This is a genomic window from Sulfurisphaera ohwakuensis, from assembly GCF_009729055.1.
In the GTDB taxonomy this organism is placed as follows: domain Archaea; phylum Thermoproteota; class Thermoprotei_A; order Sulfolobales; family Sulfolobaceae; genus Sulfurisphaera; species Sulfurisphaera ohwakuensis.
The window spans coordinates 1,930,916-1,952,236 of sequence record NZ_CP045484.1 but is presented as its reverse complement, the minus strand read 5'-3'; the positions used below and the strand labels follow the sequence as shown (position 1 = coordinate 1,952,236).

The 21,321-nt window shown below is 34.5% G+C and carries 21 protein-coding genes and 4 pseudogenes; 12 read left to right on the top strand and 13 right to left on the bottom strand.

Annotation, left to right across the window (positions count from 1 at the left end; translation table 11 throughout):
- Positions 1-43 precede the first annotated feature (43 nt).
- Entirely contained in the window at positions 44-610 is a 567-nt protein-coding gene (locus D1869_RS10820) for an FkbM family methyltransferase (RefSeq protein ID WP_338056350.1), read from the top strand.
- Positions 611-645: 35 nt separating this feature from the next.
- Here the strand turns inward: D1869_RS10820 and D1869_RS10815 are convergent, their stop codons facing one another.
- Positions 646-1,410: a glycosyltransferase gene (locus D1869_RS10815; protein WP_156015107.1), complete on the bottom strand. Its 765-nt coding sequence runs from the start codon at positions 1,408-1,410 to the stop codon at positions 646-648.
- A 326-nt stretch (positions 1,411-1,736) separates the two neighbouring features.
- Between D1869_RS10815 and D1869_RS10810 the strand changes: the two genes are divergently transcribed.
- Complete coding sequence (locus D1869_RS10810) at positions 1,737-2,132, top strand: hypothetical protein (protein ID WP_156015106.1); 396 nt, start codon at positions 1,737-1,739, stop codon at positions 2,130-2,132.
- Between the two features lie 191 nt (positions 2,133-2,323).
- Here D1869_RS10810 and D1869_RS10805 read toward each other — a convergent pair whose 3' ends face one another.
- The 4 genes from D1869_RS10805 to D1869_RS10790 form a co-directional block, all read right to left on the bottom strand.
- Positions 2,324-3,364, bottom strand: a complete 1,041-nt coding sequence (locus D1869_RS10805; RefSeq protein ID WP_184651104.1) for an HD domain-containing protein — start codon at positions 3,362-3,364, stop codon at positions 2,324-2,326.
- A 101-nt stretch (positions 3,365-3,465) separates the two neighbouring features.
- Positions 3,466-3,822: a hypothetical protein gene (locus tag D1869_RS10800; protein WP_196772262.1), complete on the bottom strand. Its 357-nt coding sequence runs from the start codon at positions 3,820-3,822 to the stop codon at positions 3,466-3,468.
- Positions 3,823-3,845: 23 nt separating this feature from the next.
- Positions 3,846-4,073: a hypothetical protein gene (locus tag D1869_RS10795; RefSeq protein WP_156015103.1), complete on the bottom strand. Its 228-nt coding sequence runs from the start codon at positions 4,071-4,073 to the stop codon at positions 3,846-3,848.
- 583 nt (positions 4,074-4,656) lie between these two features.
- Positions 4,657-5,121, bottom strand: a complete 465-nt coding sequence (locus tag D1869_RS10790) for a PaREP1 family protein (protein ID WP_156015102.1) — start codon at positions 5,119-5,121, stop codon at positions 4,657-4,659.
- 202 nt (positions 5,122-5,323) lie between these two features.
- Here D1869_RS10790 and D1869_RS15170 point away from each other — a divergent pair, with 202 nt between their 5' ends.
- The 4 genes and pseudogenes from D1869_RS15170 to D1869_RS15830 form a co-directional block, all read left to right on the top strand.
- Positions 5,324-5,596 carry a transposase gene (locus D1869_RS15170; protein WP_231113605.1) on the top strand — a complete coding sequence of 91 codons (273 nt, stop codon included), beginning with the start codon at positions 5,324-5,326 and terminating at the stop codon, positions 5,594-5,596.
- Between the two features lie 121 nt (positions 5,597-5,717).
- Positions 5,718-5,891 (top strand): hypothetical protein, encoded by a 174-nt coding sequence (locus D1869_RS15535; protein WP_231113604.1) that lies wholly within the window; start codon positions 5,718-5,720, stop codon positions 5,889-5,891.
- A 406-nt stretch (positions 5,892-6,297) separates the two neighbouring features.
- A pseudogene (locus D1869_RS10775) lies at positions 6,298-6,952 on the top strand (IS1 family transposase); the annotation flags it as partial.
- Positions 6,953-6,999: 47 nt separating this feature from the next.
- A pseudogene (locus D1869_RS15830) lies at positions 7,000-7,087 on the top strand (transposase); the annotation flags it as partial.
- Between the two features lie 118 nt (positions 7,088-7,205).
- Here the strand turns inward: D1869_RS15830 and D1869_RS10770 are convergent.
- Positions 7,206-7,673 carry a PaREP1 family protein gene (locus tag D1869_RS10770; RefSeq protein ID WP_184651101.1) on the bottom strand — a complete coding sequence of 156 codons (468 nt, stop codon included), beginning with the start codon at positions 7,671-7,673 and terminating at the stop codon, positions 7,206-7,208.
- A 187-nt stretch (positions 7,674-7,860) separates the two neighbouring features.
- Here D1869_RS10770 and D1869_RS10765 point away from each other — a divergent pair, with 187 nt between their 5' ends.
- Entirely contained in the window at positions 7,861-8,307 is a 447-nt protein-coding gene (locus D1869_RS10765) for a VapB-like antitoxin (RefSeq protein ID WP_156015101.1), read from the top strand.
- Positions 8,308-8,354: 47 nt separating this feature from the next.
- Here the strand turns inward: D1869_RS10765 and D1869_RS10760 are convergent.
- A pseudogene (locus tag D1869_RS10760) lies at positions 8,355-8,672 on the bottom strand (IS200/IS605 family accessory protein TnpB-related protein); the annotation flags it as partial.
- Between the two features lie 113 nt (positions 8,673-8,785).
- Between D1869_RS10760 and D1869_RS10755 the strand changes: the two are divergent.
- Positions 8,786-9,133: pseudogene (locus tag D1869_RS10755) on the top strand (IS110 family transposase); the annotation flags it as partial.
- A gap of 431 nt (positions 9,134-9,564) precedes the next feature.
- Entirely contained in the window at positions 9,565-10,032 is a 468-nt protein-coding gene (locus D1869_RS10750; RefSeq protein ID WP_184651100.1) for a PaREP1 family protein, read from the top strand.
- Positions 10,033-10,572: 540 nt separating this feature from the next.
- Here the strand turns inward: D1869_RS10750 and D1869_RS10745 are convergent.
- The 3 genes from D1869_RS10745 to D1869_RS10735 all read right to left on the bottom strand — a co-directional run bounded on the left by D1869_RS10745 (position 10,573) and on the right by D1869_RS10735 (position 12,028).
- Positions 10,573-10,716, bottom strand: a complete 144-nt coding sequence (locus D1869_RS10745; RefSeq protein WP_156015099.1) for a hypothetical protein — start codon at positions 10,714-10,716, stop codon at positions 10,573-10,575.
- A gap of 465 nt (positions 10,717-11,181) precedes the next feature.
- Positions 11,182-11,655 carry a type II toxin-antitoxin system VapC family toxin gene (locus D1869_RS10740; protein ID WP_156015098.1) on the bottom strand — a complete coding sequence of 158 codons (474 nt, stop codon included), beginning with the start codon at positions 11,653-11,655 and terminating at the stop codon, positions 11,182-11,184.
- On the bottom strand, positions 11,645-12,028 hold the full coding sequence (locus D1869_RS10735) for a hypothetical protein (protein WP_156015097.1): 384 nt from the start codon (positions 12,026-12,028) through the stop codon (positions 11,645-11,647). Before D1869_RS10735 ends, D1869_RS10740 begins: the two co-directional genes overlap by 11 nt.
- Positions 12,029-12,418: 390 nt before the next feature.
- Here D1869_RS10735 and D1869_RS10730 point away from each other — a divergent pair, with 390 nt between their 5' ends.
- Both D1869_RS10730 and D1869_RS10725 read left to right on the top strand, forming a co-directional pair.
- Positions 12,419-13,651, top strand: a complete 1,233-nt coding sequence (locus D1869_RS10730) for an RNA-guided endonuclease InsQ/TnpB family protein (protein ID WP_156015096.1) — start codon at positions 12,419-12,421, stop codon at positions 13,649-13,651.
- Between the two features lie 268 nt (positions 13,652-13,919).
- A complete protein-coding gene (locus tag D1869_RS10725; protein WP_156015095.1) occupies positions 13,920-14,249 on the top strand; it encodes a hypothetical protein in 330 nt (109 codons plus the stop codon).
- A 240-nt stretch (positions 14,250-14,489) separates the two neighbouring features.
- Here D1869_RS10725 and D1869_RS10720 read toward each other — a convergent pair whose 3' ends face one another.
- The 3 genes from D1869_RS10720 to D1869_RS10710 are packed head-to-tail and all read right to left on the bottom strand — an operon-like array spanning position 14,490 to position 18,516.
- Positions 14,490-16,133 (bottom strand): ABC transporter permease, encoded by a 1,644-nt coding sequence (locus D1869_RS10720; protein ID WP_156015094.1) that lies wholly within the window; start codon positions 16,131-16,133, stop codon positions 14,490-14,492.
- The gene (locus D1869_RS10715; protein WP_156015093.1) at positions 16,126-17,061 is read right to left on the bottom strand and encodes an ABC transporter ATP-binding protein; all 936 of its coding nucleotides are present in this window, start codon (positions 17,059-17,061) and stop codon (positions 16,126-16,128) included. Before D1869_RS10715 ends, D1869_RS10720 begins: the two co-directional genes overlap by 8 nt.
- A gap of 45 nt (positions 17,062-17,106) precedes the next feature.
- On the bottom strand, positions 17,107-18,516 hold the full coding sequence (locus D1869_RS10710) for an ABC transporter substrate-binding protein (protein WP_156015092.1): 1,410 nt from the start codon (positions 18,514-18,516) through the stop codon (positions 17,107-17,109).
- Between the two features lie 303 nt (positions 18,517-18,819).
- Here D1869_RS10710 and D1869_RS10705 point away from each other — a divergent pair, with 303 nt between their 5' ends.
- The gene (locus D1869_RS10705; protein ID WP_156015091.1) at positions 18,820-21,294 is read left to right on the top strand and encodes an MMPL family transporter; all 2,475 of its coding nucleotides are present in this window, start codon (positions 18,820-18,822) and stop codon (positions 21,292-21,294) included.
- The last annotated feature ends 27 nt before the right edge of the window (positions 21,295-21,321 follow it).

The following is a 21,321-nucleotide window of genomic DNA, read 5'->3' as shown; positions in this document are numbered from 1 at the left end:
ACGGGATTATTTTCAACGTGAGGAAAAATAATTTCATTCAGATATTCAGCACTATCTATTAAGGCAAGAGATTAATGTTAGAAAATGGTTCAACTTTAAGAATATTAAAATATTCGTTGACGTAGGCGCATACATAGGTGCTTATACTTTAAGGGCTGCCAAGCACGGAGCAAAAGTTTATTCCTTTGAGCCTAATCCTTATTCTTTTAATTTACTTTTGTTAAACGTAAAAGATAATGGCTTTGAAGATAGAGTTATCCTCTATAACGTTGCACTAGGAGATAGGGATGGAGAGATTTCATTAGCTTTAAATTTAGACGAGTCTCACGTATCAATAGAAGGATATAAGGTTAAAATGAGGACATTAGACTCGTTTAATATTAGAAATGTAGACTTGCTGAAAATAGATGTTGAAGGTTTTGAAAAAGAAGTGCTTTTAGGCAGTGAAGTTACGTTAGGTAATACAAGATCTGTAATAATTGAAGTTAGTAAGGACAAGAAGAAATTCGTTGAGGATTTGATGATCGAACACGGGTTGAAGAAGGTAAGAGAAGAGTTAACTTATCCTAATGCATCAGTCTATTACTTAATGTTTGAGCGGAGAAAGTAAGAAGTTAAACGTGAAGATTCTTCCCTCTCTTTCGCCTACAGATAATACCCGATTGCGAAAGGTATCCCCTTAACTAGTGTGGGAATTATGAGCTTAATTTTTTCTCTCGCAGTGAGTCCCGGTCTCATCTTTCTTTGATAAATTATCTTTTCGTATTCTGTACCTCTGAGGAGTTTTGCATTCCTCCCGTATCTGTACCATTTCCTAATAAATGAAAGGAACGGGTCATCCTCAATATGGTAAACTGCGTTTGGAATAAATTGCACTTCTCCCTTATAAATTTTCAAAACCTCATAATATATTACGCTATCCTCAAACGCATTAAGTTTATCTTTAATCCATGAAGGGATGTTTTCGTAAGCCTTGATCAATATCTGCCTATCGTACATTCTAGGGATTATTCCGCCTCCTAAAGAAAGGTTTTCCCTCCACTTATTATGGGTTATTTCCCTATCTAACTTCATTATCTCGTAGACTATTCCTTTTCCTACAGTTATTTCCCCTAACGCTATGACTTTACTTTTTAACTCTCTAGGCGGGAAGTTATCTGAAAAGTACATGTCAGAATCTAGGTTTACAATGTAATCTCCTTTGGCAATCTTAGTCCCCTCAATCCTCGCGATTAACATACTTCCCTTAACTTGAAGGACTTTTGCCCCCTCTTTTTCCGCAATTTCCACAGTTTTGTCAGTTGAAAATGAGTCCACTACTATTACTTCCTCAGCTTTCTCCATTGCAGACTTTACTGCAGTTCTTATAGTCCTTTCGCTGTTGAGCGTGGGAATTACTACACTTATCACGGGAAAGTGTAAGAGGAGGAGTTAATTAGTTTTTCTTCCCTAGAAACTCTTCGAAAAATAATCCTTTCACTTTCATCCTTTTATAAAACATGTAGGAGAAGAATAGTAGTGGGTGATTTTGATTATAAACTTTGCTTTTTACTGAACAATGATATATATCCAATTAAAGTAAATTCAAGAAGGGATTTGTCCAAAAATAAACTAGAAAGAATTATGAAAAGTACCGAAGAAATTGTTAACATAACGTACTATGGTTTTCTCACTTCATAATACTTATATAAAGTATTTCTGAAGTTATGTATACCTATGTAAGCCGGGTTATGATTATGCTTTCGGTCACCTCACTACAGCTTTATTTATTACCAATCGATGAGTATAATATGATTACCCAAAAAGAAGCTGTCTCAGCAATTTATAACTGTGTTAAGGAACATGAGAAATCTCTTATCGACGAAAAAGCCTTCCTAATTTCCCTCTCCGTAGGAATCCCGATAGACGACTTTTATGAAGTAGATGGGCGTCTTACTTATCGCGGTTTAGTAAACGGTTATGTTGCGGATTGTGAAAAATACCTATCTGTAATAGATAAGTACGACGGTAAGACAATACTTAACGCTTCCCTTTACATGTTCAACCTAATAAGGAGGGGGATAACTGGGAAACTAGACGAGAAAGCATTAAAATTACTCTCGGAACTCAATCTATTCCAAGGTTACTCTTAATTTCTTTTATAATCTCTTCTTTATTTAGCTTACTGCAAATCCCAATGATAAGTTTACTTTTTACTAGGTTCTTAAGGGTTAGATAAATGGGAGAGGAGGTTAGTGTAGTTATTTCTCCCCTTTTATTGACAATGTAAATTTCGCTCTCCCCCATAGGGTGAATATTTACTACAGACCCTACGACCTCACCATTATTGCTTAATGACGTTATAAAGTTTTGACTCAAGCAGTCTAGTTACATCTATTTTATCCATTCCTCTTTCTTCAGCATATCTGAGCGGTATCTCGTTAAATATGTATTTCCTTCTGTTAAAAATGGCCTCTTTTAAGCATTCATTTATGTTTGAACTCTTAATGGTTGACAATAACCAATAGTCGGTGAGATTAAGGAAGATATCGAGGTTAAACTCACTCTCTTGGAAAAATATTATTTTGGAAACTGAAGAGTTTTGTTGTGAACTAGTAGAGATTATCAATTGTGAAATTGCCGTAGCCATGATAGCGTTGAATCCCTCTACTACTCTATGATGGTATATTTGATCATACATGTAGTACCTAGCCAATAGAAAGTGCTCTAAATCTGAGATTCCCTTTTCCAAAAAGGCTGATTTAATTTTACCAGTATCCTTGACTAGTGTCATAATACTTAACATTCTTTCTAAGCTGAAATTTCCGTAAGGTGTTCCGGAATAATAAGAGTCTCTTAATAGGTAATCCATCCTATCAACATCAATATTATTATTGAGTAGCTCTGAATACAAATTATCTTTACTGTTGTAAATTTTATCGAAATCATCAGCATATTTAGGGAATAAACTCCTTACAACAAATAACCCTACTTTTTCATGGTACTTTGAAAGTCCTTGTAACTCCTTCATATCTACTGATGCAATCTTTATGCCCATTTCAAAAGTATGAGAGAAAGGGTAATGTCCTATATCGTGTAGTAAGGCTAAAGCTTGGAGTCCTTCAGAGTTATTAATTATTAAATCTTTAATATCCTTATCCTCAACTTTCTCCGCAAGTATACTTATAGCCTTTTTCATAACGTTATAAGTACCTAATGAATGTTCAAACCTAGTATGCCTCATGTTAGGATAAACTTCAAATGCCATACCATTCTGTATGACGAACCTCAGCCTTTGAAAAGTAGGACTATCAACAATATTATTTATAATTGTATCTGGAACTTCAATATACTCATGGATAACATCTCTTATTCTCTTACTCATGATCATTAATTCCTTTTAATACCAAATAAAGGTTTAGGAAACTGAGAGTCTGGGACAAATTAGTTTTATTATCCCCGAGTATATATAGTATTTTGAAATTTTTAATCTAACGCTTTAGACCAATACAGATCATGGATTATAACCCTTGCAAGTACTGTTAAATGTATCCTCTCTTCCCTAACCTTGTTTATAACCCAACCTGTTTTCCTCTTAATCCAAGAGATCAATGATTCAGCCTTCTCACGCTTAAAATACTCCTCCAAGTACTCTAGTGGATTCCTCATGAACCTAAGTATCATTTCTCTCCACCTCTTCCCTCCCTTGATTAACGCGTTTAATTTTGGTATCAAGTATATCGTCGAGTTTGGGAATTCCTTCAGTGTTGACTTACCATAATACTTGTCAGCCCTCAAGGACTCAACGTGTACGCCCAAATCTTTCAGAACCTTGAGGGCCATCTCATAAGCCTCCCTCTCACCCCTTAACCGTAGGCAACAATTAGGTTACTAGCTAAGTCAAAGATGAAGAAGGAGTATACGAAACCTTTCCCCTCCTTCACCCCATCTCCAGACCCCTCCCTCTCACTCCTATAATGCCTTGTAATCACTACCGAATAACCCGTACCGTCCATTGCTGCTGATAATCCCTCAACAATTTGTGATAGTAGGTTGTAGAGTACAACGAAGACGTCTGAGTATAGTCTTTCCACGGTCTTGTAACTTATTTCCACACTTGTTAAGTTGAGTAGTGATGCTAGTTCTGCTGTCTCCTATTTGTTAACAAGTATTCCTTGATTATTAGTATGCTTTTTCTTGTGGTGTTATTTTACTCTTCCTCCCAGGTCCTTCCCTAACTTTCACGAATTTTGCAGCCCTTTCCATTCCTTCAACTCTTGACCAAATCTCCTCAACGTTGCCAACCTTTCCTCCTCACTCATCCCAGCTCCTTGTCAAGCTTGCTCTCCTTTTGATTAAATCTTCTATTGATGCCTTGAAATTATCAAAGTCCCTTTGGTAACTTCTTATTCATATGCTATTATATACAAAATGGAGGGTATGTAAAGTTTTTGTCCCAGACTCATGAAGGATAATCTCACACATCGATTTGCGTGAGATAAATTACGTAAATATGGCTCTTGTGTCGTTGAAGTTCCATGATTCACCTACAAGGGCTAAGTCCATACACTCGATCGTGATTGAAGATAAAATGAGAGTGAAAGTGGAGGACAAAAGGTTAACAAAAAGTGCCGCAGATAAAAAGGGAGCAATTAAAAATTCAAGTCATGAAGGTGATCATAAATATTTACTCGCTTCTTCTATCATCTCTTTCACTGCATTTATGTAAGACACTATATCTTTGGTTCCAAGTTTTGCCTCATGAAATCCCCAAACGTGTAATAAATAAGCACTACTCCAACCTTTGATTATTTTATCTCCTAACATTGAGGAAAGTGTGTTAGCAGCTTTACTAAGTAGGTAAGTATACCATCTACCCTCTTTTAATGCTTGTTGGTGTTCTTGAATGTTATATTTCTCAGCTAACGCCTTTATTACCTCTTCTGCAGCTTTGTAAGCCTTCTCGGAAGCTTGAACAGCATCACCCTTCTTTAAATACTCCTCCACTTCGTTAATGTACTTCTTAGCCAGCTCCATCCTTATTTTTATGCCCTCAGAAGGATCTTTTTTGGATAACGCTGAAATTATTAGGTCTTCAACGTCTATTCCTTTTTCCTCAGCTTTCTTTATTAATTCCTCCACGAATTTACATTGAGAACTAAAGATTAAAAACTTTTGATGATACTTAAACACGTGATGTTGTCTAAGATGATAAAAATGGAAATTGATGAGTAATATTAATAAGAATTGAGATGAGATAATATTATGAAGTCACTTTCAACTGAGAAAGACCTTTTGCTCAAGGTTGATAAAGTATTTCCATGGGAAACGTTTAGGAGTAAACTTGAATTACTCCAAGAAACCCAAGTGGGACGTTATATTACTCCTCAAAACACTCTTAATCAATTTCGTCTACGATATCTCTTGGAATAACTTAGAGGGAGAAATTAGGGATAGTAAAATGTTCATGAAATTCTTGGGTGGGAAAGTCCCACCAAAGGGTACAATATTCTTCTTCTATAAGAGATTACAAGAAACAGTTGTCGATGAGGGAGAAACAATGTGGACAACCCTAATGGATAAACAAGGCCTTAGACAAGGTGATCAAAGAGTATAGAGAAAGAACTTGAGGTAGGGAGAGAAAAAACGACAAATTCGAGGACTACCACATAATCGATTCTTCCGTGAGGGGAAGAGGAGTTTTCAAACTGGTCTAGAGAAGATCTCACTTGATCTTGATGAGATTGACGACGATTTTCTCCTCATGGGTTATACTGTTTCTAAGCTCAAGTATTTTACAAGATTTAGGAAGTATAAGGGTGGTTGGGGTAGGAAGCATGGTAAGTCCTACTTTGGCTTTAAGGTTTGTTGAAAGGAGGACTAATTTTGTTAGGGGTTTTAAGGTTGGCTAATTTGAGTGATTTGGCCTTTTCCTTTGATGGCGTTAAGTTAATGGCTGATAGGGCCTGGTGTTAGTTCTGCTAGGCTTCAGGTTGAGGGGTTAAGATTAGGGAAGGTAAGGCTTCTGTAACGACTTTGAGGGGTGTTGTGATAGAGGTCTTCTTCCTTAACCTCTATCGTAATCTTGAAGTACTCTTAACGAGGATTAGGACAAGGGTACTAGTTAATTAACAAGGCTTGCTTACTAGTTTTAGTTGTGAGTATAACGAATTTTATTGCAAAACTGTACAATTATTTGTATTATATTTATTAATACATATTATATAATCTTTTCTAGTTAAATATTATGAATAATTTTATAGAAAGAAATATTATAGTCAGGATAATTTTTCAATTTTGCTCAAGTTAGACAACGTCAAGTGCAAAACGTGTGAAAGAACATTCTACCAAACATCTAATCACAAGATGAGTAGAGAACAAAAGGAGAAGATCTTGAAGGAGTACTTGAATAGGGCGAGCATAAGGGGAATAGCAAAGGTTGAAGGAAAGCCTTTAACCACAGTCTGATAAAGAGAAAGGGAATAGAGGCATATGTTAATCTATTAGTCCTACAAGAACAACTAAAGAGCTTTACCGCAAAAGTCACGGTAATTGACGAGAGTCGGACTTATCTTAGGCATGGTCCCAAGAGGGTGTGGATTTGGAATGCTTTAGCTGATGGTGCTCCCTTCTTCACTACGGGTAATAGGGATTATAAGACTTTCAGCTTTCTATTGAATTCTCTGCCTAAGAGTTAATTATACTGATGATTACTCTGTTTATCAAGTTCTTGATAATCACGTTGCAAGTAAGAAATACACTTACATGGTTGAAAGTTATAACTCTTACTGTAGGGCTCATTTGGCTAGGTTAGCTAGGGACACTAGGGCTGTTAATAGGAGTGAGAGAATGGTTGATTATAGTCTTGCCTTACTTAATGTCATGTATCCCCATGTGTTTTTCAAGGGAGAAGACTCCCTTGAACGAGGCTTACTTGAGGGGAGTATTGAATATTAGAGAAAATCTGATATAATTTTGCAATAAGTTATCGAATAAGATGACTGTTTGAGAACACCCCCTAACTTGAAGAGCGTGGAGGAGTTTCTCCGGTTCGTTGAAATTCGTTTAGGGGGCACTAGGTTTGATGAAAATCTTTAAGCTGCGTTAAAGTAGCACAACTGCTATTTAAAAGATTTATTAATCTTCACAACTATTATAATATAAATTTATTCAACTATATAAATTATTTAGAGTCTTTCGTATTAATCGTAAAAATATATTATTAACTAAGATAATATCTTTTTACTTTCTTCTAGCATTCTTTTAATGTCTTGTAATAAGTTTTTTACACTATCCATATCTAACTTAGCTTCATGAAATCCCCATACGTGAAGTGTATAAGCTGAATTCCACCCAGTTTTAATCCAATCACCTAATCTTGAGGAAAGTTTTGCTGCAGCATTTGCTAAAGTGTAAGTATGCCATCTATCTTCCTTTACTGCCTGCTGATATTCAGCTAAATTAAACTTCTCAACAAAGGCCTTGACTATCTCCTCAGCTACCTTATAAGCTTTTTCTGAAGATTGAACTACGTCACCTTTAGTTAGGTATTCTTCAGCCTCTTTCATGTACTTTTCAGCTAAAGTCAATCTAAGTTTTATTCCTTCTTGAGGGTCTTCTCTAGATAAAGCTGAAATTATTAAATCCTCAACGTTTATCCCTTTCTCCTCAGCCTTCTTTATTAGCTCCTCCATCATGATATATTTTGAATCCTTCCTAATATTATTATCTACGTAACTCACTTTTAATAGCGTTAACGACGTAATTTAATTATGAATGTCTAGATTGAATTTATAGCTCAGCAGTCCTCCTTTACAGCTAGATAACTCCTTAACCCTTTACCGAAACGTATAATTTTTTATTATCTAAAATATTAATCATATGAAGCTAATAATTAGTTACAGAATAGCGGGCTCAAAGTATAACGTTACAATTAGCGGTGATGAGCCAAAGATATATGAGGAACTTAATAAAGCACTTCTTGATGCTATCTGCAATAAGTTCGGCGACCTCGTAAGTGAGTACTCAATAAGTAAGGTTGTTGAGGAAGTCCCTATAGGTAAGCTCATAACGCTTATAGTCGTTAATATTACCCTTCACTCCTCGGATATTAGGTTTTCTGAAAATGAAAAGACGGACTTTGTAGCGAAGACTGTTATAGGAACAATAGCGGGGCTATCTGTCGACCGTATAATGGATTCGGTAGTAATCAGAGAGGAGAAAATAGTAGAAGTAAAGAACCCTTGCGAAAGGGGCGAAAAGAAGGAGGAAATATTCAGCCTTATTAAAGAGTGGAATAATAATTTTAGATACGTCATTTCATCATAAGAGGAAAAGTATGATATTGCAGTAATAGTGGAGGAATATTATAGTGTTTACCCGTGGCGTAACTTATCCTTACTTTTAATTACTTCTAATTCCGCCAAGGGCACCCCTCTTAAGGGATCATACACAGTCACCCTTAACTCATTGGGACTAGTCGAGGGAAACACCAATACCCTCCCATCCACCTTTTTCATCAAGTTAAGGGGAGCAATGGAATCCCTTTCTAACAATATTTCCCCACCATCTAAATACCTAGCAGTAACTTTGATTACTTTAATACCCCTACCCTCGTGAGCAGAGCCCGTCATCAGGTAGGGATTAAAAACCTTGATAACCTTCTCCACTACTTGCTTACTCTTCCCCAACCTATATGAGGGGGTTTTATCCCCTTGGTGTGACTGGGCTTATGTTGTTTTTCTCCTTACTTGTTTATTTATTTTACTCTCGTAATACTTGGTTTTATTCGTTCACTTGATTTACGAGAATCCCCCGTGGGAGGTGTGACAAAGAGGTAGGGGTAATTGGAATAGACGTATCAAAAGATTATCTAATTACAAGTAGGGGGAGGGAAAGAAAATACAAGAACAACTTGAAGGGTTACGAAGAAATCCTCAAGATGAAACCCTGTATAATAGTCCTTGAACCTACGGGAGTATACGCAATAAGACCAAGCCAATACTTCAAGGAGAAGGGTGTAAAAGTACTACAAGTAAGCCCAAACGTATTATCAAGAGAAAAGGAGTTTAGAGGAAAGAAAACAGATTTTTATGACGCTGAAAAATTAGAAAACATGGTTGACAAGGCCAAGGAGTATGAATACAACCCTATATAGGTTCTTTGCGATTTCATTTTAATATTTTGAGATTAAATAATTCATTGTACATTGATAATTGGAGAGACCAAGAAGTTATGCCACTGATTTAATGGAGATAATGGCATACAATCAATTATTTCTTCATAGAATTATTCTAATCTGGAGAATATTACAATTCGCAAAAATACTTGAATCGCCCAAAATCAGTTTATTAAATTGCAATTGGAAATAATATCATAATTCTCGATAATCAAGGCTAAGAGAGAACTTTTCTGAATTAGAATTTAGTGCGTAATATAATATATGTGTAATCTGGAATACTACTGTGATGCAGAATAGATAATTATCACTATTTAATCAAGGACGTTTTAAATGATTTTTATTCTCTCCAAAAAGTCTCTTTCACGTTTTAAAACTTTAATACTTAACAGTGGAATAATCAGATGATGGAAGAGCTAATAAGAAAAGCTGAGGAAAAAGGGATAGACGTTGAAGAGGTTTTAATTCAGCTAATATACAAAGACGATCCTGAAGGGGAGGTAAAGTTTAGGTTAGAGATGGCGAAGAAGTATATGGCTGAGGCTGAAGATTATATTAAGAAAGGTGATCCAGTCCAAGCCTCTGAGAAAGCTTATAAAGTTACAGAAGAGCTGGTGAAAGCCCTTGCTGAGAAGTTTAACCTACCGGAATATCAAAAAGCTAGAAATGAGGGGAGGTGGTATGCGTACTTACTCGGCTCCGCAGCAGGGAAGCTTTCCTCATATCTGGGAGCGTGGGTAATGAATGGGTGGAGTGCGGGATACACTTTGCACGTCTGGGGTTTTCACGAAGCTAAGTGGAGCATTCAAGATATTCTGCCTTGGGTTAATACTGTTAGAAAGATGCTGGAAGAGGGAGAAAAAGTTCTACAATGATGTGGTTACTATATATTGTTCTCCGTCTTGTGCTTTGTGGATAGTTAAACTTTTATCAAATCTAGTTAAACTTACTAAATCGATAGAATTTAATAACATGAGAGGCTCAGGGTCTTCTATGACTCCTTTGCGAATACGTTTTATTTTCTCATTTTGAAATCAAAAAATTGATTGTACATTGACAACTGAAGAGACCAGGCCTTTATACTACAGGCTTAACGGAGATAATGGCATACAATCAATTATTTCTTCATAGAATTATTCTAATCTGGAGAAAATATTATAATTCACAAAAGAGTCGTGAGAGACCCTATCTTGTTTTCTTCTTTCATAGTAAATGCTAAGGGAAAAGAATACTGACCAGTTTTCTCGTCATCAAGCTCAAAACTGCTTATATCCCAATCAGATCTATGTGTTTACCCGTGGCGTAATTTATCCTTACTTTTAATTTAGCCACGGCATTTTATATAAACATAAAGATTGAGAAATGATTAAAAATTATGTAAAGATACTATAGTCTGTAATATATTTACGTAACTTTTAATTACTTTTAATCAATTCTAATCCCTTTAAAGCTATCAAATAAGCCGAAGCCATATGCCTATCAAAACCCCTCTCCTTCATTATCCACTCATGTTCATCAGAACTAGTAGTACCCCTATCGATAATTTTCTTTATATTCATGGCGAATTTATGGTAACGTAAGAATGTTAAATGTATAATTAACGTAATTTACTTTATTAATAAAATTTTCATACTAAAACAGGTATTACAGACTCAACTAGTATGATAATATTTAAATTACATCTAGATTATATCATACATCGACCTCTACACCAGAAAAAGTTCTCTTAGCCTTGATTATCTAAAATTGTGAGATTATTTGCTACTATATTCAATAAACTGATTTTATATTACCTCACTTCTCGTAATTAAGTGAGTTTAATTCTGAACAAACGTGTTTTATAACTTTTACTTTATTAAGATATTCTCATTAATTATACATTGGATGCTCTCCCGTAATAGTATAATTCTTGATGGCGGAAAGGTAATTATAGTAGATATTTACGATGAGAAGCATAAGATGAGGAATTGAACTAACTAAGTAAGATACTTTTACGAGATTTTATTAACGCTTGCGTTTTGTGGTTACGCTTTATTACATAGATAATACGTGTTTTCATATATGTGCATTTCTTTACAATCTAATATTTTCTTGAAGTCCGAATCCTTAGTAAGGATGTAATAAGAGTGCGTATATGCAAATGATGCAATAAAAAGGTCTATCCTCCAGTTTTCGCCCTTAAATCTTAATCCTTCTTCTCTAACCTTCGCTTCAAGTTCAGCCGCTACTTCTGTCTCTTTTTCTGTAATATTAAGTATTTTAAAGGAATAGAAGATAAAATTCTCTATCTCCTCTTTATTTCCAATACTACCTACTAATATTTCCTCCAAATTTAGCAAAGTAGTAGCTTTATTCCTACAGTTATTTATTATATACGATAAAATTTCTAACCTATGATTTTTATTTCTGCTTGAGAGCCTTATATAATCTAAAATTATACTTGTATCAAAAATAACGTATGTTTGATCGCACTTCTGCAATACTTCATCAACGTGCATTAACTGCGTCCTCTAACTTCTTAATATCAATATACTTATGTAGGTCTGACAGCTGTCTTGGTCTGATACAAGGATACTTCTTACTGTAAATTTCTTTTACTATGAGATTATCTATAATATGCCCTATTAAGGCACCAGTGATTGTGCTAAGTATATTAGTTGTAACGCTATTATCTTCTGAAATTGAATGCCCTATAGTGGCACCAGTGATTGTACCAACAATTTTACTTATGATCACTTCTTCTATATCTCTTTCTCCTAACTTTTCGCAAACGGAGTTTGCTAGCTTAATACTCTCATCGTCATTCTCTGCAGTGTACTTTACAATAACCTCTCTATCCCGCAAGACATATCTTGCAATATAATCTACCATAATAAATATTTTAAGTAAGAACTCTAATAAGCATTGTTAATTGTTGGCCATGTTTAAAATTGCTTCCATCATCTAAAGTAGATGTGTTCAGATAAAAACTGTGATTCAAGATTTTGCACAATTTTTATACTGCTCATAGTTCAAAGAGCAACGATCTCTCTAAGTTAATATAAGACCTTAAGAAGAACATCCTGATCCTATAAAAGCTGACAGAGCATATACTTTTTTAATCACTTCTAATTAGTACCTTTATTATGGATGTGTTTATATAGAATTACACCAGATTTTTATAAAGTTTAGGGGTTCAAAGGGGGCGAAAAACCTCGCCAGTGGGGATGGATAGCCCCCTTTGTAGAAATATTTTTTAATCCACTCTCGAACATTTTATTAATGCCCAACGTAGGGTTCCGCTTTCGTGCATATGCTGACGATCAAACAATTAGGGCGTTAAAAGCCCAGTTGAGGTTAGCATGTGAGATGTACAACACCCTACGCTGGGCAGATATCTATTTCTACCAAAGGGACGGAAAGGGTCTTACACAAACGGAGTTAAGACAGCTCGCTCTAGATCTAAGAAAGCAAGATAAGGAGTACCAACAACTCTACTCACAAGTAGTACAGCAAATTGCCGATCGTTATTACGATGCTAGGGATAGGTTCTTCAAAGGTCTAGCACACTTTCCTAAGGAGAAGAAACCCCATAAGTACTACTCTCTTGTTTACCCACAAAGTGGATGGAAAATACTTGAGAGCAGGGAAATAAGGACTAAGAGTAGGAAGAATAAGAAGAAGCTGGTGTTATTGAGGTTATCAAATCTCGGCGTGTTTAAGGTCATTGTTCATAGGGACTTCCCGCTTGACAAAGTAAAGAGGGTGGTAGTTAAACTAACACGTTCAGAGAGAGTATATGTCTCCTTCATGGTTGAAGGTGTTGAATTCTCTCAACTCCCAAAGACTGGTAAGGTAGTTGCAATAGATGTTGGGGTAGAGAAACTCCTAACCACGAGTGATGGATTCTATTTCCCTAACTTGAGACCTTATGAGAAGGCACTTGAGAAGATAAGGAAACTCCACAAGGTTCTCTCGAGGAAAGAGTTCTTGTCGAAAAATTGGTTTAAAGCAAAAGTGAAGTTAGCTAGGGGTTATGAACACTTCAAGAACTTGAGACAAGACCTCTATATGAAGTTGGGTAAGTGGTTCGCACAACATTATGACGTTGTAGTAATGGAGGATATAGATGTTAAACAATTGGTGGAGGAGTCAGAAAGGAAGTTGAGGATGAGGTTACACGATGTTGCATTCCATGAGTTGAAGAGAATACTAGAATATCAGTTGGAAAAATATGGAAAGAAACTGTTGTTAATAAACCCAGCATATACTTCAAAGATGTGTGCTAAATGCGGGTACGTAAAGAAGGAGTTAACTTTGACTGACCGTGTGTTCAGCTGTCCTAAGTGCGGTTGGGTTACTGATCGTGACTATAATGCTTCTTTAAACATATTGAAGAGATCGGGGTGGGAGCCATCCTTAGTGCCTGTGGAGCTCCACCCTCTACCCGTAGCGAAAAGCTACGGGCAAGGTGGGGCTATGAAGCAGGAAGCTCCGCCCTTCAGGGCGGGGTAGCTCACATATAATAAAATCCCAGCTGACAAGTTAAATGTAATAGTATTAAAGGACAAAAGAGCTAAAGCTTATAGTGAACCCGAAGACGTAAAAGCTATAATGGAAATGGAGCATTCTTTAAGCTAGATTAAGTATGCTTAACTGCTCACGCTATGTAGTAGAAGGAAAGTTTGATGAGATAATTCTTAACAAGTATAACGTAGATTTAGATAATGGTAAGGAGAACGTTATATAGCAATTTAGAATCGCAAGCAACGGCTGTTTTCTAGTGGATGGTAATGATGAGGGCTTTGATGGAATTACAAATAGATTTGCTAACTTAGATGTTTTATTAAATCCTCCAATAATTTCTATGGGAAATAAAAAACTTATAGTCGTGGGTGACCCAGAAAATGGATATAAAGGGAGTATGGAAAGCATATTGTTCAAGATGATTGAAATTAGTGAAGAAGAAACTAATGTGATAAGACAATTTCTGCAGAAGGTAAGTTTAACTAATGCTCAGAGAGATAAGGTATCGTTTATAATGGCAACTTTTCTTAAAACTCAAGATTATAAGATATTCTTTTCAATAGATAGTTTGCCTCATGTATTATAGAATTCATAGGTAAAGATAAAATAAGGAAAAGCTCGAAGAATTACGAATAATTTAGTATAATTAGATTAACCTTTATAGGAAAATTGTTATATTTTTACGTTAGTTAAACATATGTAAGAAATATTGTCTTATTTACTAAAAAATTCCTTGTAATAAACGAAATAAAGCAAGGGAGTAAATTTAAATCAGAGTATTTATTAGTTCATTATGATATGATAAGATAATTTCCTTTACGTGAAATCAGCTACCTTTTACTCCTCCACTATATAATCCTCTTAATACGTAATCTTGCGCTACATAGGATATTATTATAACTGGTAGTGCAGCTATCAGTGCAGAAGATGCTAATAGAGCCCAATTTACTGATCCTTGTGTTATTGAATTCAGTGCAAAGATAGTTATTGTTTCACTCCCACTAGGTGGGAAGTTCATATTATATGGTGTTTCGCTTAATACTAGCGGGTAAAATAGTAGATGCCAGGCAAATATGAAAGAGATTATAAAACTGGCAATTAAGAAAGGTCTGGATAGTGGTAATATTAATCTAAGCATCTTATTTTTCATTCCATCAATTTCCGCAGCTTCTTCATATACTTTAGGGAAATCAATATAGAAATTGAACATAGTCCAGAAAGCAAAAGTAGCTGTAAATATTGCTGAAGGTAGTGCTAAACCTATCCATGTGTTAATTAAATTAACGTCAGCCTCCATTAGATATATTGGTATTATGTAAGACGTTGATGGTAAAGCATATAAATATATTGATAATATTAAGAGCCAGAACCAGAATTTTCTAGCACTCCCATAGGCACTTATACTTGACAGTAGAATTGTAATTACGCCTACAATTAATGCTATAACTATTGAACTTATCATGTACGGTATTGAGGAATAAAATGATGATATTAAATAAGACAAATTAATGGATTTGGGAAGTAAAATTGGCGGTTTTACGAAATCTAAATTATTAGGTCTCGTAGCGACTAATATCATCCAATAGACTGGAAAATCTAAAAATAATATAATTATCACGGTAAGAGCTAGAATTATCGGTTTGAATAACTTATCTGGGATTTTGATTGCGGGTAAACTAACTCTAAAACCTCCTTTCTTTACTAATAAGGCAACACCTATTGCTGGAAGTGTTGCTATAAGAGAAAGTATTGCCGCAAATAATGCACCACCAGAAAAGTTATCGTATTCAAACATCATGAAATATACGATTAACGAAAGTGTTGTTGTAGAAAACCCTGGTCCCCCTTGAGTCATAACATATGGTAGGTCAAAGTTACCCATGGATAGTACGAAATTAATAAGGAAGGAAAGTAATATTCCTTTTAATGCATAGGGAAAGGCTACATTAAGGTAATATTGGGATAGAGTTAAACCGTCTATCTGTGCCGATTCCTTAACTTCAACTGGGACACTCCTTAAAGAGGCTAATATTAGTAAAAACGCTAAAGGAGTAGAACTCCATGCACTGACAAGGCTTACTGCAGTTAACGCTGTTTTAGAGAAGTATAAAGGATCATAATTAATTCCAAGTAAGTAGGTGAACCATCCGTAGCCTCCATAAAAACTTATTACCCAGATAAGTGCTGATGACGTAAAAGGTATTGTAAAGGGTAATAGGGCTAATAAGATCAAGACTTTTTTAGGGAACATATCAACTCCTATAGCGAGAATAAAGCCCAAAATAGTTGAAACTATTGCAGTAAATAATGAGAAGTAAAAAGTATTATATATTATTTCACCAACATTTGTTATTGAAAAAGCTGATTTCGCAAGATTAAAGTTTAAACCAACTATTACAAACGTTAGAATTAATGGTAAAATTCCGAAAATAGTAATATATACTAAGTAAGGTATGGAATATCTAATCATGATTGAACACCTTATAATTAGTTAATTCGAACTTTATTTTTGAGCCTTCTTTTATTCTATTTTTGCTCATAGCCCTTATCTCATTTCCGTTATAGTCAATATAAATTAAATAATACGAACCCCAAAATTCGGAATTTGTAACTGTCCCTTCATATTGCCCCTCACCTAATATAACATCCTCTGGTCTAACCCCAATAGTTTTTCCATCCACTCGTATAAAGCTCATAGACGTTAATAGTGAGGCGACTGTGATATTTGAGGGAGAACTATAAATTTCCTCAGGTTTTCCCACCTGTAAAACCTTTCCCTTATCTATTACACATATTCTATCTGCAATAGCTAAAGCCTCATTAGAATCATGGGTAACGTAAAGTGTAGTGATATTAAATTCTCTTTGTATTTTTTTGATTAATTTTCTGGCAGAATACCTAAGTTGAACGTCTAGGTTTGATAGAGGTTCGTCCATTAGCATTACCTTAGGTCTTCTGACTAAAGCCTTTGCTATTGCTACTCTTTGTTGCTGACCTCCAGAAAGTTGACCAGGATATTTATCCAGTAAATTATATATATCTAATTCCTTCGAAATTTCAACTATCCTCTTTTCTTTTTCCGATTTACTAATCTTAATATTTTCAAGAGCTATAGCCATATTTTCATAAACAGTTTTATTAGGATATAATGCATAATTCTGAAAAACCATTCCCACATCTCTTTTTGAAGGAGGAAGATCTGTAACATCTTCATTATCTATTATTATTCTCCCAGAAGTCACTTTTTCCAATCCAGCTATAAGTCTGAGAAGTGTAGTTTTCCCAGAACCTGATCTGCCTAAAATTATGAAGAACTCTCCCTTTTCTATTTCGAGGCTTACATTGTCTAAAGCTTTAAAGTTACCGAAAAGTTTAGTTACGTTTTTAAGTGTAATCAACAATTATCAAAAAAATTATGAAGGTAAAAATATTAACTTTTATGATTACGATAGGGCTGAAACCCATTCATTTGCAGCTTGTTGCAATATTTCCATGGCATAGGTTTCATTGTATTGAGGAGATGTTAAAAACTGAAAGACTAAGTTATTAAAACTCGGTATAAGTTTTGGATAAGTAGGTGGAATATTAGGCGGATTAGCAGAAGCATTAAGGGCTGCCCTATAAGTTTCTTGTAACCATTCCCTTTGATAATAAGGTATTGAGGAGTTACTTATTAAATTGTTAAATGCCTCCTTAGATACTGGGAACTTACCAAATTTTAAGAAAGCTATTTCTTGAACCTTAGGTGATACTAAGAATTGTAGGAATTCCAACGCCAATTGAGGATGAGCAGAGTATTTACTAATGCCTAAGAAGTCAGTTCCAGTTTCTGCATACCCACCAGGAAGTGGCGCTAATAGTACATCTTGTGAGTCATTAATATAACTTAGCTGTGAAGTGAACAAAAACGCACCTGCAGCTTGTGAGAAGAATTCTGGTAAATTATCATATGATATTTGAATTTGAGAGGGATTTGGTTCGTAATTTACTAATTCTCTATATGTCATAAGGGCTTCTACTCCAGAAGTACTGTTAAATGACGGTAAAGGATAATTATATCCTGGAAGTATCTTCCCTTCAAACATTATGTTATAATTTGGTATTCCAGACGGGTTTCCTAAATTGATTGAACTATCTCTGAAATAATACCAACCAAACACAGCAGGAAAGGCATCAATTATACCATGTGCTACATGGTCATCAATTAGAAATCCATATTTAGTTATATGGTGAGAAGTTAGGAACTCATCTACATCTAAAACTACAGTCCAATTTTTATATGTTATTGGAGAGAAGTTCATATGATATTCTTGCTCAAATTCTTCTGCTAAGGTTTGGTTATTAAATACTGTCATGTTGTAAGCCATTAAATATACAGCAGTCTCATAAGCTATCCCTATAATTTCCGTTTTCCCCGTACTTGTATTATAATAAAGTCCTCCAAAATCCTCTTGTGGATATATTATATCAGAGAAATTGAAATCACTCTGATTTAATGGTAACAAATAAGGCGCTACAGATAAAGCGGAAGTTGAAGTAAAGCCTATAATGTCGTATTGAGATGAATGTGCCTCTAACGCTGTTAATTCCTTACTTATATACTCACTAAACGGATACTGAACTACTTGAACTTCAACATTGGGATGGAGTTGATGGAAAAGCTCTCCCGCATATTGAATAAAGTTTGCGGAAGTACCACTAAACGTAACTACTGTAAGTGTAATTGGTGTAGTACTAGTAGTTGTTGTTGTTTGTGTATGATGGCTTGATATAATAAAATATGCTGCTGTGGCTATTATAGCTATTACTACAATTACTATAATTGCTATTGCTATTGTTGAAATGGCCTTCATAGGGTATATGGTTAACTTGAGTTAAAAATATTTTATCTATATAGACTATAAAGAGGTACAAGGCCTTTACACAATAGATGTGCGGATCACTATTTCAAATGAACGGTATTTGATTATTATACTTTATAAGATTTTTAGGGATGAATTCCCCAATATAAAAAGGCTCTTGTGTGCTTAAAGATGCTCTCATAGCGTAAACCCAAGGCATGGCATGTATACTCCTAAAAGTCTCGAAATTATAATAACTGAAATGTTATAATTTTTATGACTAACATTTTTAATTCTTAAGGAGAATTTAGCGTTATGAAAGCTTATTTAATTTTATGGCTAATTCTTCTAGTTATTTTAGCACCTTTCGCTTTGAATATACAACATTTATTCGTTTACTCTGATTCACCTTTTCTAAATTCGCATTTTGCTAGCGTTAAAGTAAAAGATATTCTTGTGAAATATTTTAATTTTTCGACGAATGATGATATATATGTAATAACTAAAGGAAATTATAGTACATCGCTGAAAATTATAAATGAGACGGCGAGTAAGTATCTTCAGAACTACAAACTTTTAACTCCCTACTCTATACTTAATGAAAGCAATAGCTCATATTTCTCCGTCATACTTCCGATAATTAAGAAGGTCTATGAAGAGATTTTACCATTTCATGAAATTTATAAAAATTTAACAACGTTACAACTTCTGCTATTAAATAACCTTACATCTTTTTATTTTCAACTGAACGTAACCTACGGATTACCCTTAGGAAAGTTCAAAAGTAATTCTAGTCTAGCATTAAAGTTTTTGGCAGTTTATAATACCTTAAAAAATGGTACCGATGTTGAGAAAGCTAGGAATGCGAGTTATATAGTGTTTAAGGATCCGTATGTTTTTCTTTTCTCTTTTAATAACTACAGTGATATGAATTTAGTTGCCAATACCTTGAAGGAGTTTAAGGATTATACATATTTGATTAGGATTATAACTGGAAAGAATGTATCTACAGCAGAGATTGAGGATCCGTATAATTATTCTTTAACTTTGGTTGAAAAGGAATTTCCTCCCCCACCTTTAAGTATTAACCAGTTTCATAAAGGAGATGAGTGGCTATTTATAGTTCAAGTGCCTTCTAACGAAAGTTTAATCGATGTAGAGACATTTATGAGAGCTTTACCAAATGCTACAATAACTGGGCATTTACCAATATATGCTGAGTCTGCTGTAGTTACTGAACAAGATTTAAGGATTATTGATATTTTTACAATATTAATTTTAACTATACTTTTAGTTGTACTTGTAAGATCTTTGCTTCCTATTATAATATTAATTGTTAGTGCAATGATAGGGTTAGTAGTAGCATATTCTTTGTTATATCTTCTTACTTTCTTCGGTTATTCTATTTATTATATTTCTGGATTAGTTATTCCTCCGATAGTTTTTGGTATAACAGTTGACTACTCAATTCTATTTTTATATAGGTATTTTGAAGAGGTTAGAAAAGGCGAGAAAGAACCTTTGAAGGTTGCATTTAGAACTGCAGGAAGGGCAGTTCTATTTAGTGGGTTAAGTATAACCTTAGGTTTTTCATCATTTCTTTTTTCTTCTTCGCCTTTGTTAAGAAACATAGGAATAGCGTTAGTAATATCTTCAATCTCGTCACTAGTTCCAGCTATACTCTTTATAAGAACAGCACTGTCTTCAATCAAAGTAAGATGGTTAAGTTTTCCAAGAAGAGAAATTCCAAATCCCCAAGATGTTAGGCAAAGATATTTAGAAAAAATATCTAGAGTATCAATTAATCATAAGTATTTGGTCCTTCTTTTTATGATAATATTAGCTGTAGCTTCGTACTCTGTATTCATAACACATCATACAAATGTGGCTATTGATGAGATAGTTCCCTCTTCTTCAGAAGTAGTTAGAGGAGAACAACTGTTAGGTCAACTATATAATTATAGTGTAGATTATGTTATAATTAAGGGAAATCCAAATACTACGTATTCGGAAATATACAATCTAAGTAAAGAATTAATAAATAAAAGTGCGTTGGTTTATGGTCCAGCATCAATTGGTAAGGCACTTTTTGCTAATAAGACTTATGTTACAAATCTTTATTATTCCGATAATTACTCGTCACTGGAAATTTATATTCCATATCCTGTATTCAGTCATGGTGCAATAAGCTTAACAAAGCAACTTATTAATGAGGGGTATCTTGTTGGTGGAAGTAATGCTGAAAGAATAGATATTGTAGATAATACTGTAAATTTGTATTACACAGAAGTTTTACCGCTAACGATAGTTACAATTACTGTATACTTAATAATTAGTTTAGGTTCTATTTTAGTACCTATAAGGCTAAGTCTTACTCTTTTATTAAGTTCTTTGTTTGGTGTCTCAATTCTTTATCTAGTATATGGCTCTCTATACTGGCTTACACCTCTAATAGTTTTCGCAATTATGTATAGCCTTGGGATCGATTATGATATGTTTATCATTATTAGAATTTTAGAAGAAAAAGGAAATGATGAGGAAAGAATTGTGAATGCTGTTAAAAAAACTGGATTAGTAGTTACAGCTGCTGGTTTAATACTAGCTGGTGCATTTCTTTCCCTAATGTCTTCAGATATGAGGTTTCTACAAGAAATAGGATTTGGGGTTGGTATCACTATTTTATTCGATACATTTGTAGTAAGACCTATATTTGTTCCTGCAATATTAGCAATATTGAAGAAATATAATTGGTGGCCTAGAATGATGAACCTTACAAGGGATGATCGGTGAATGAATGGATCCTTACTGAGATAGCTT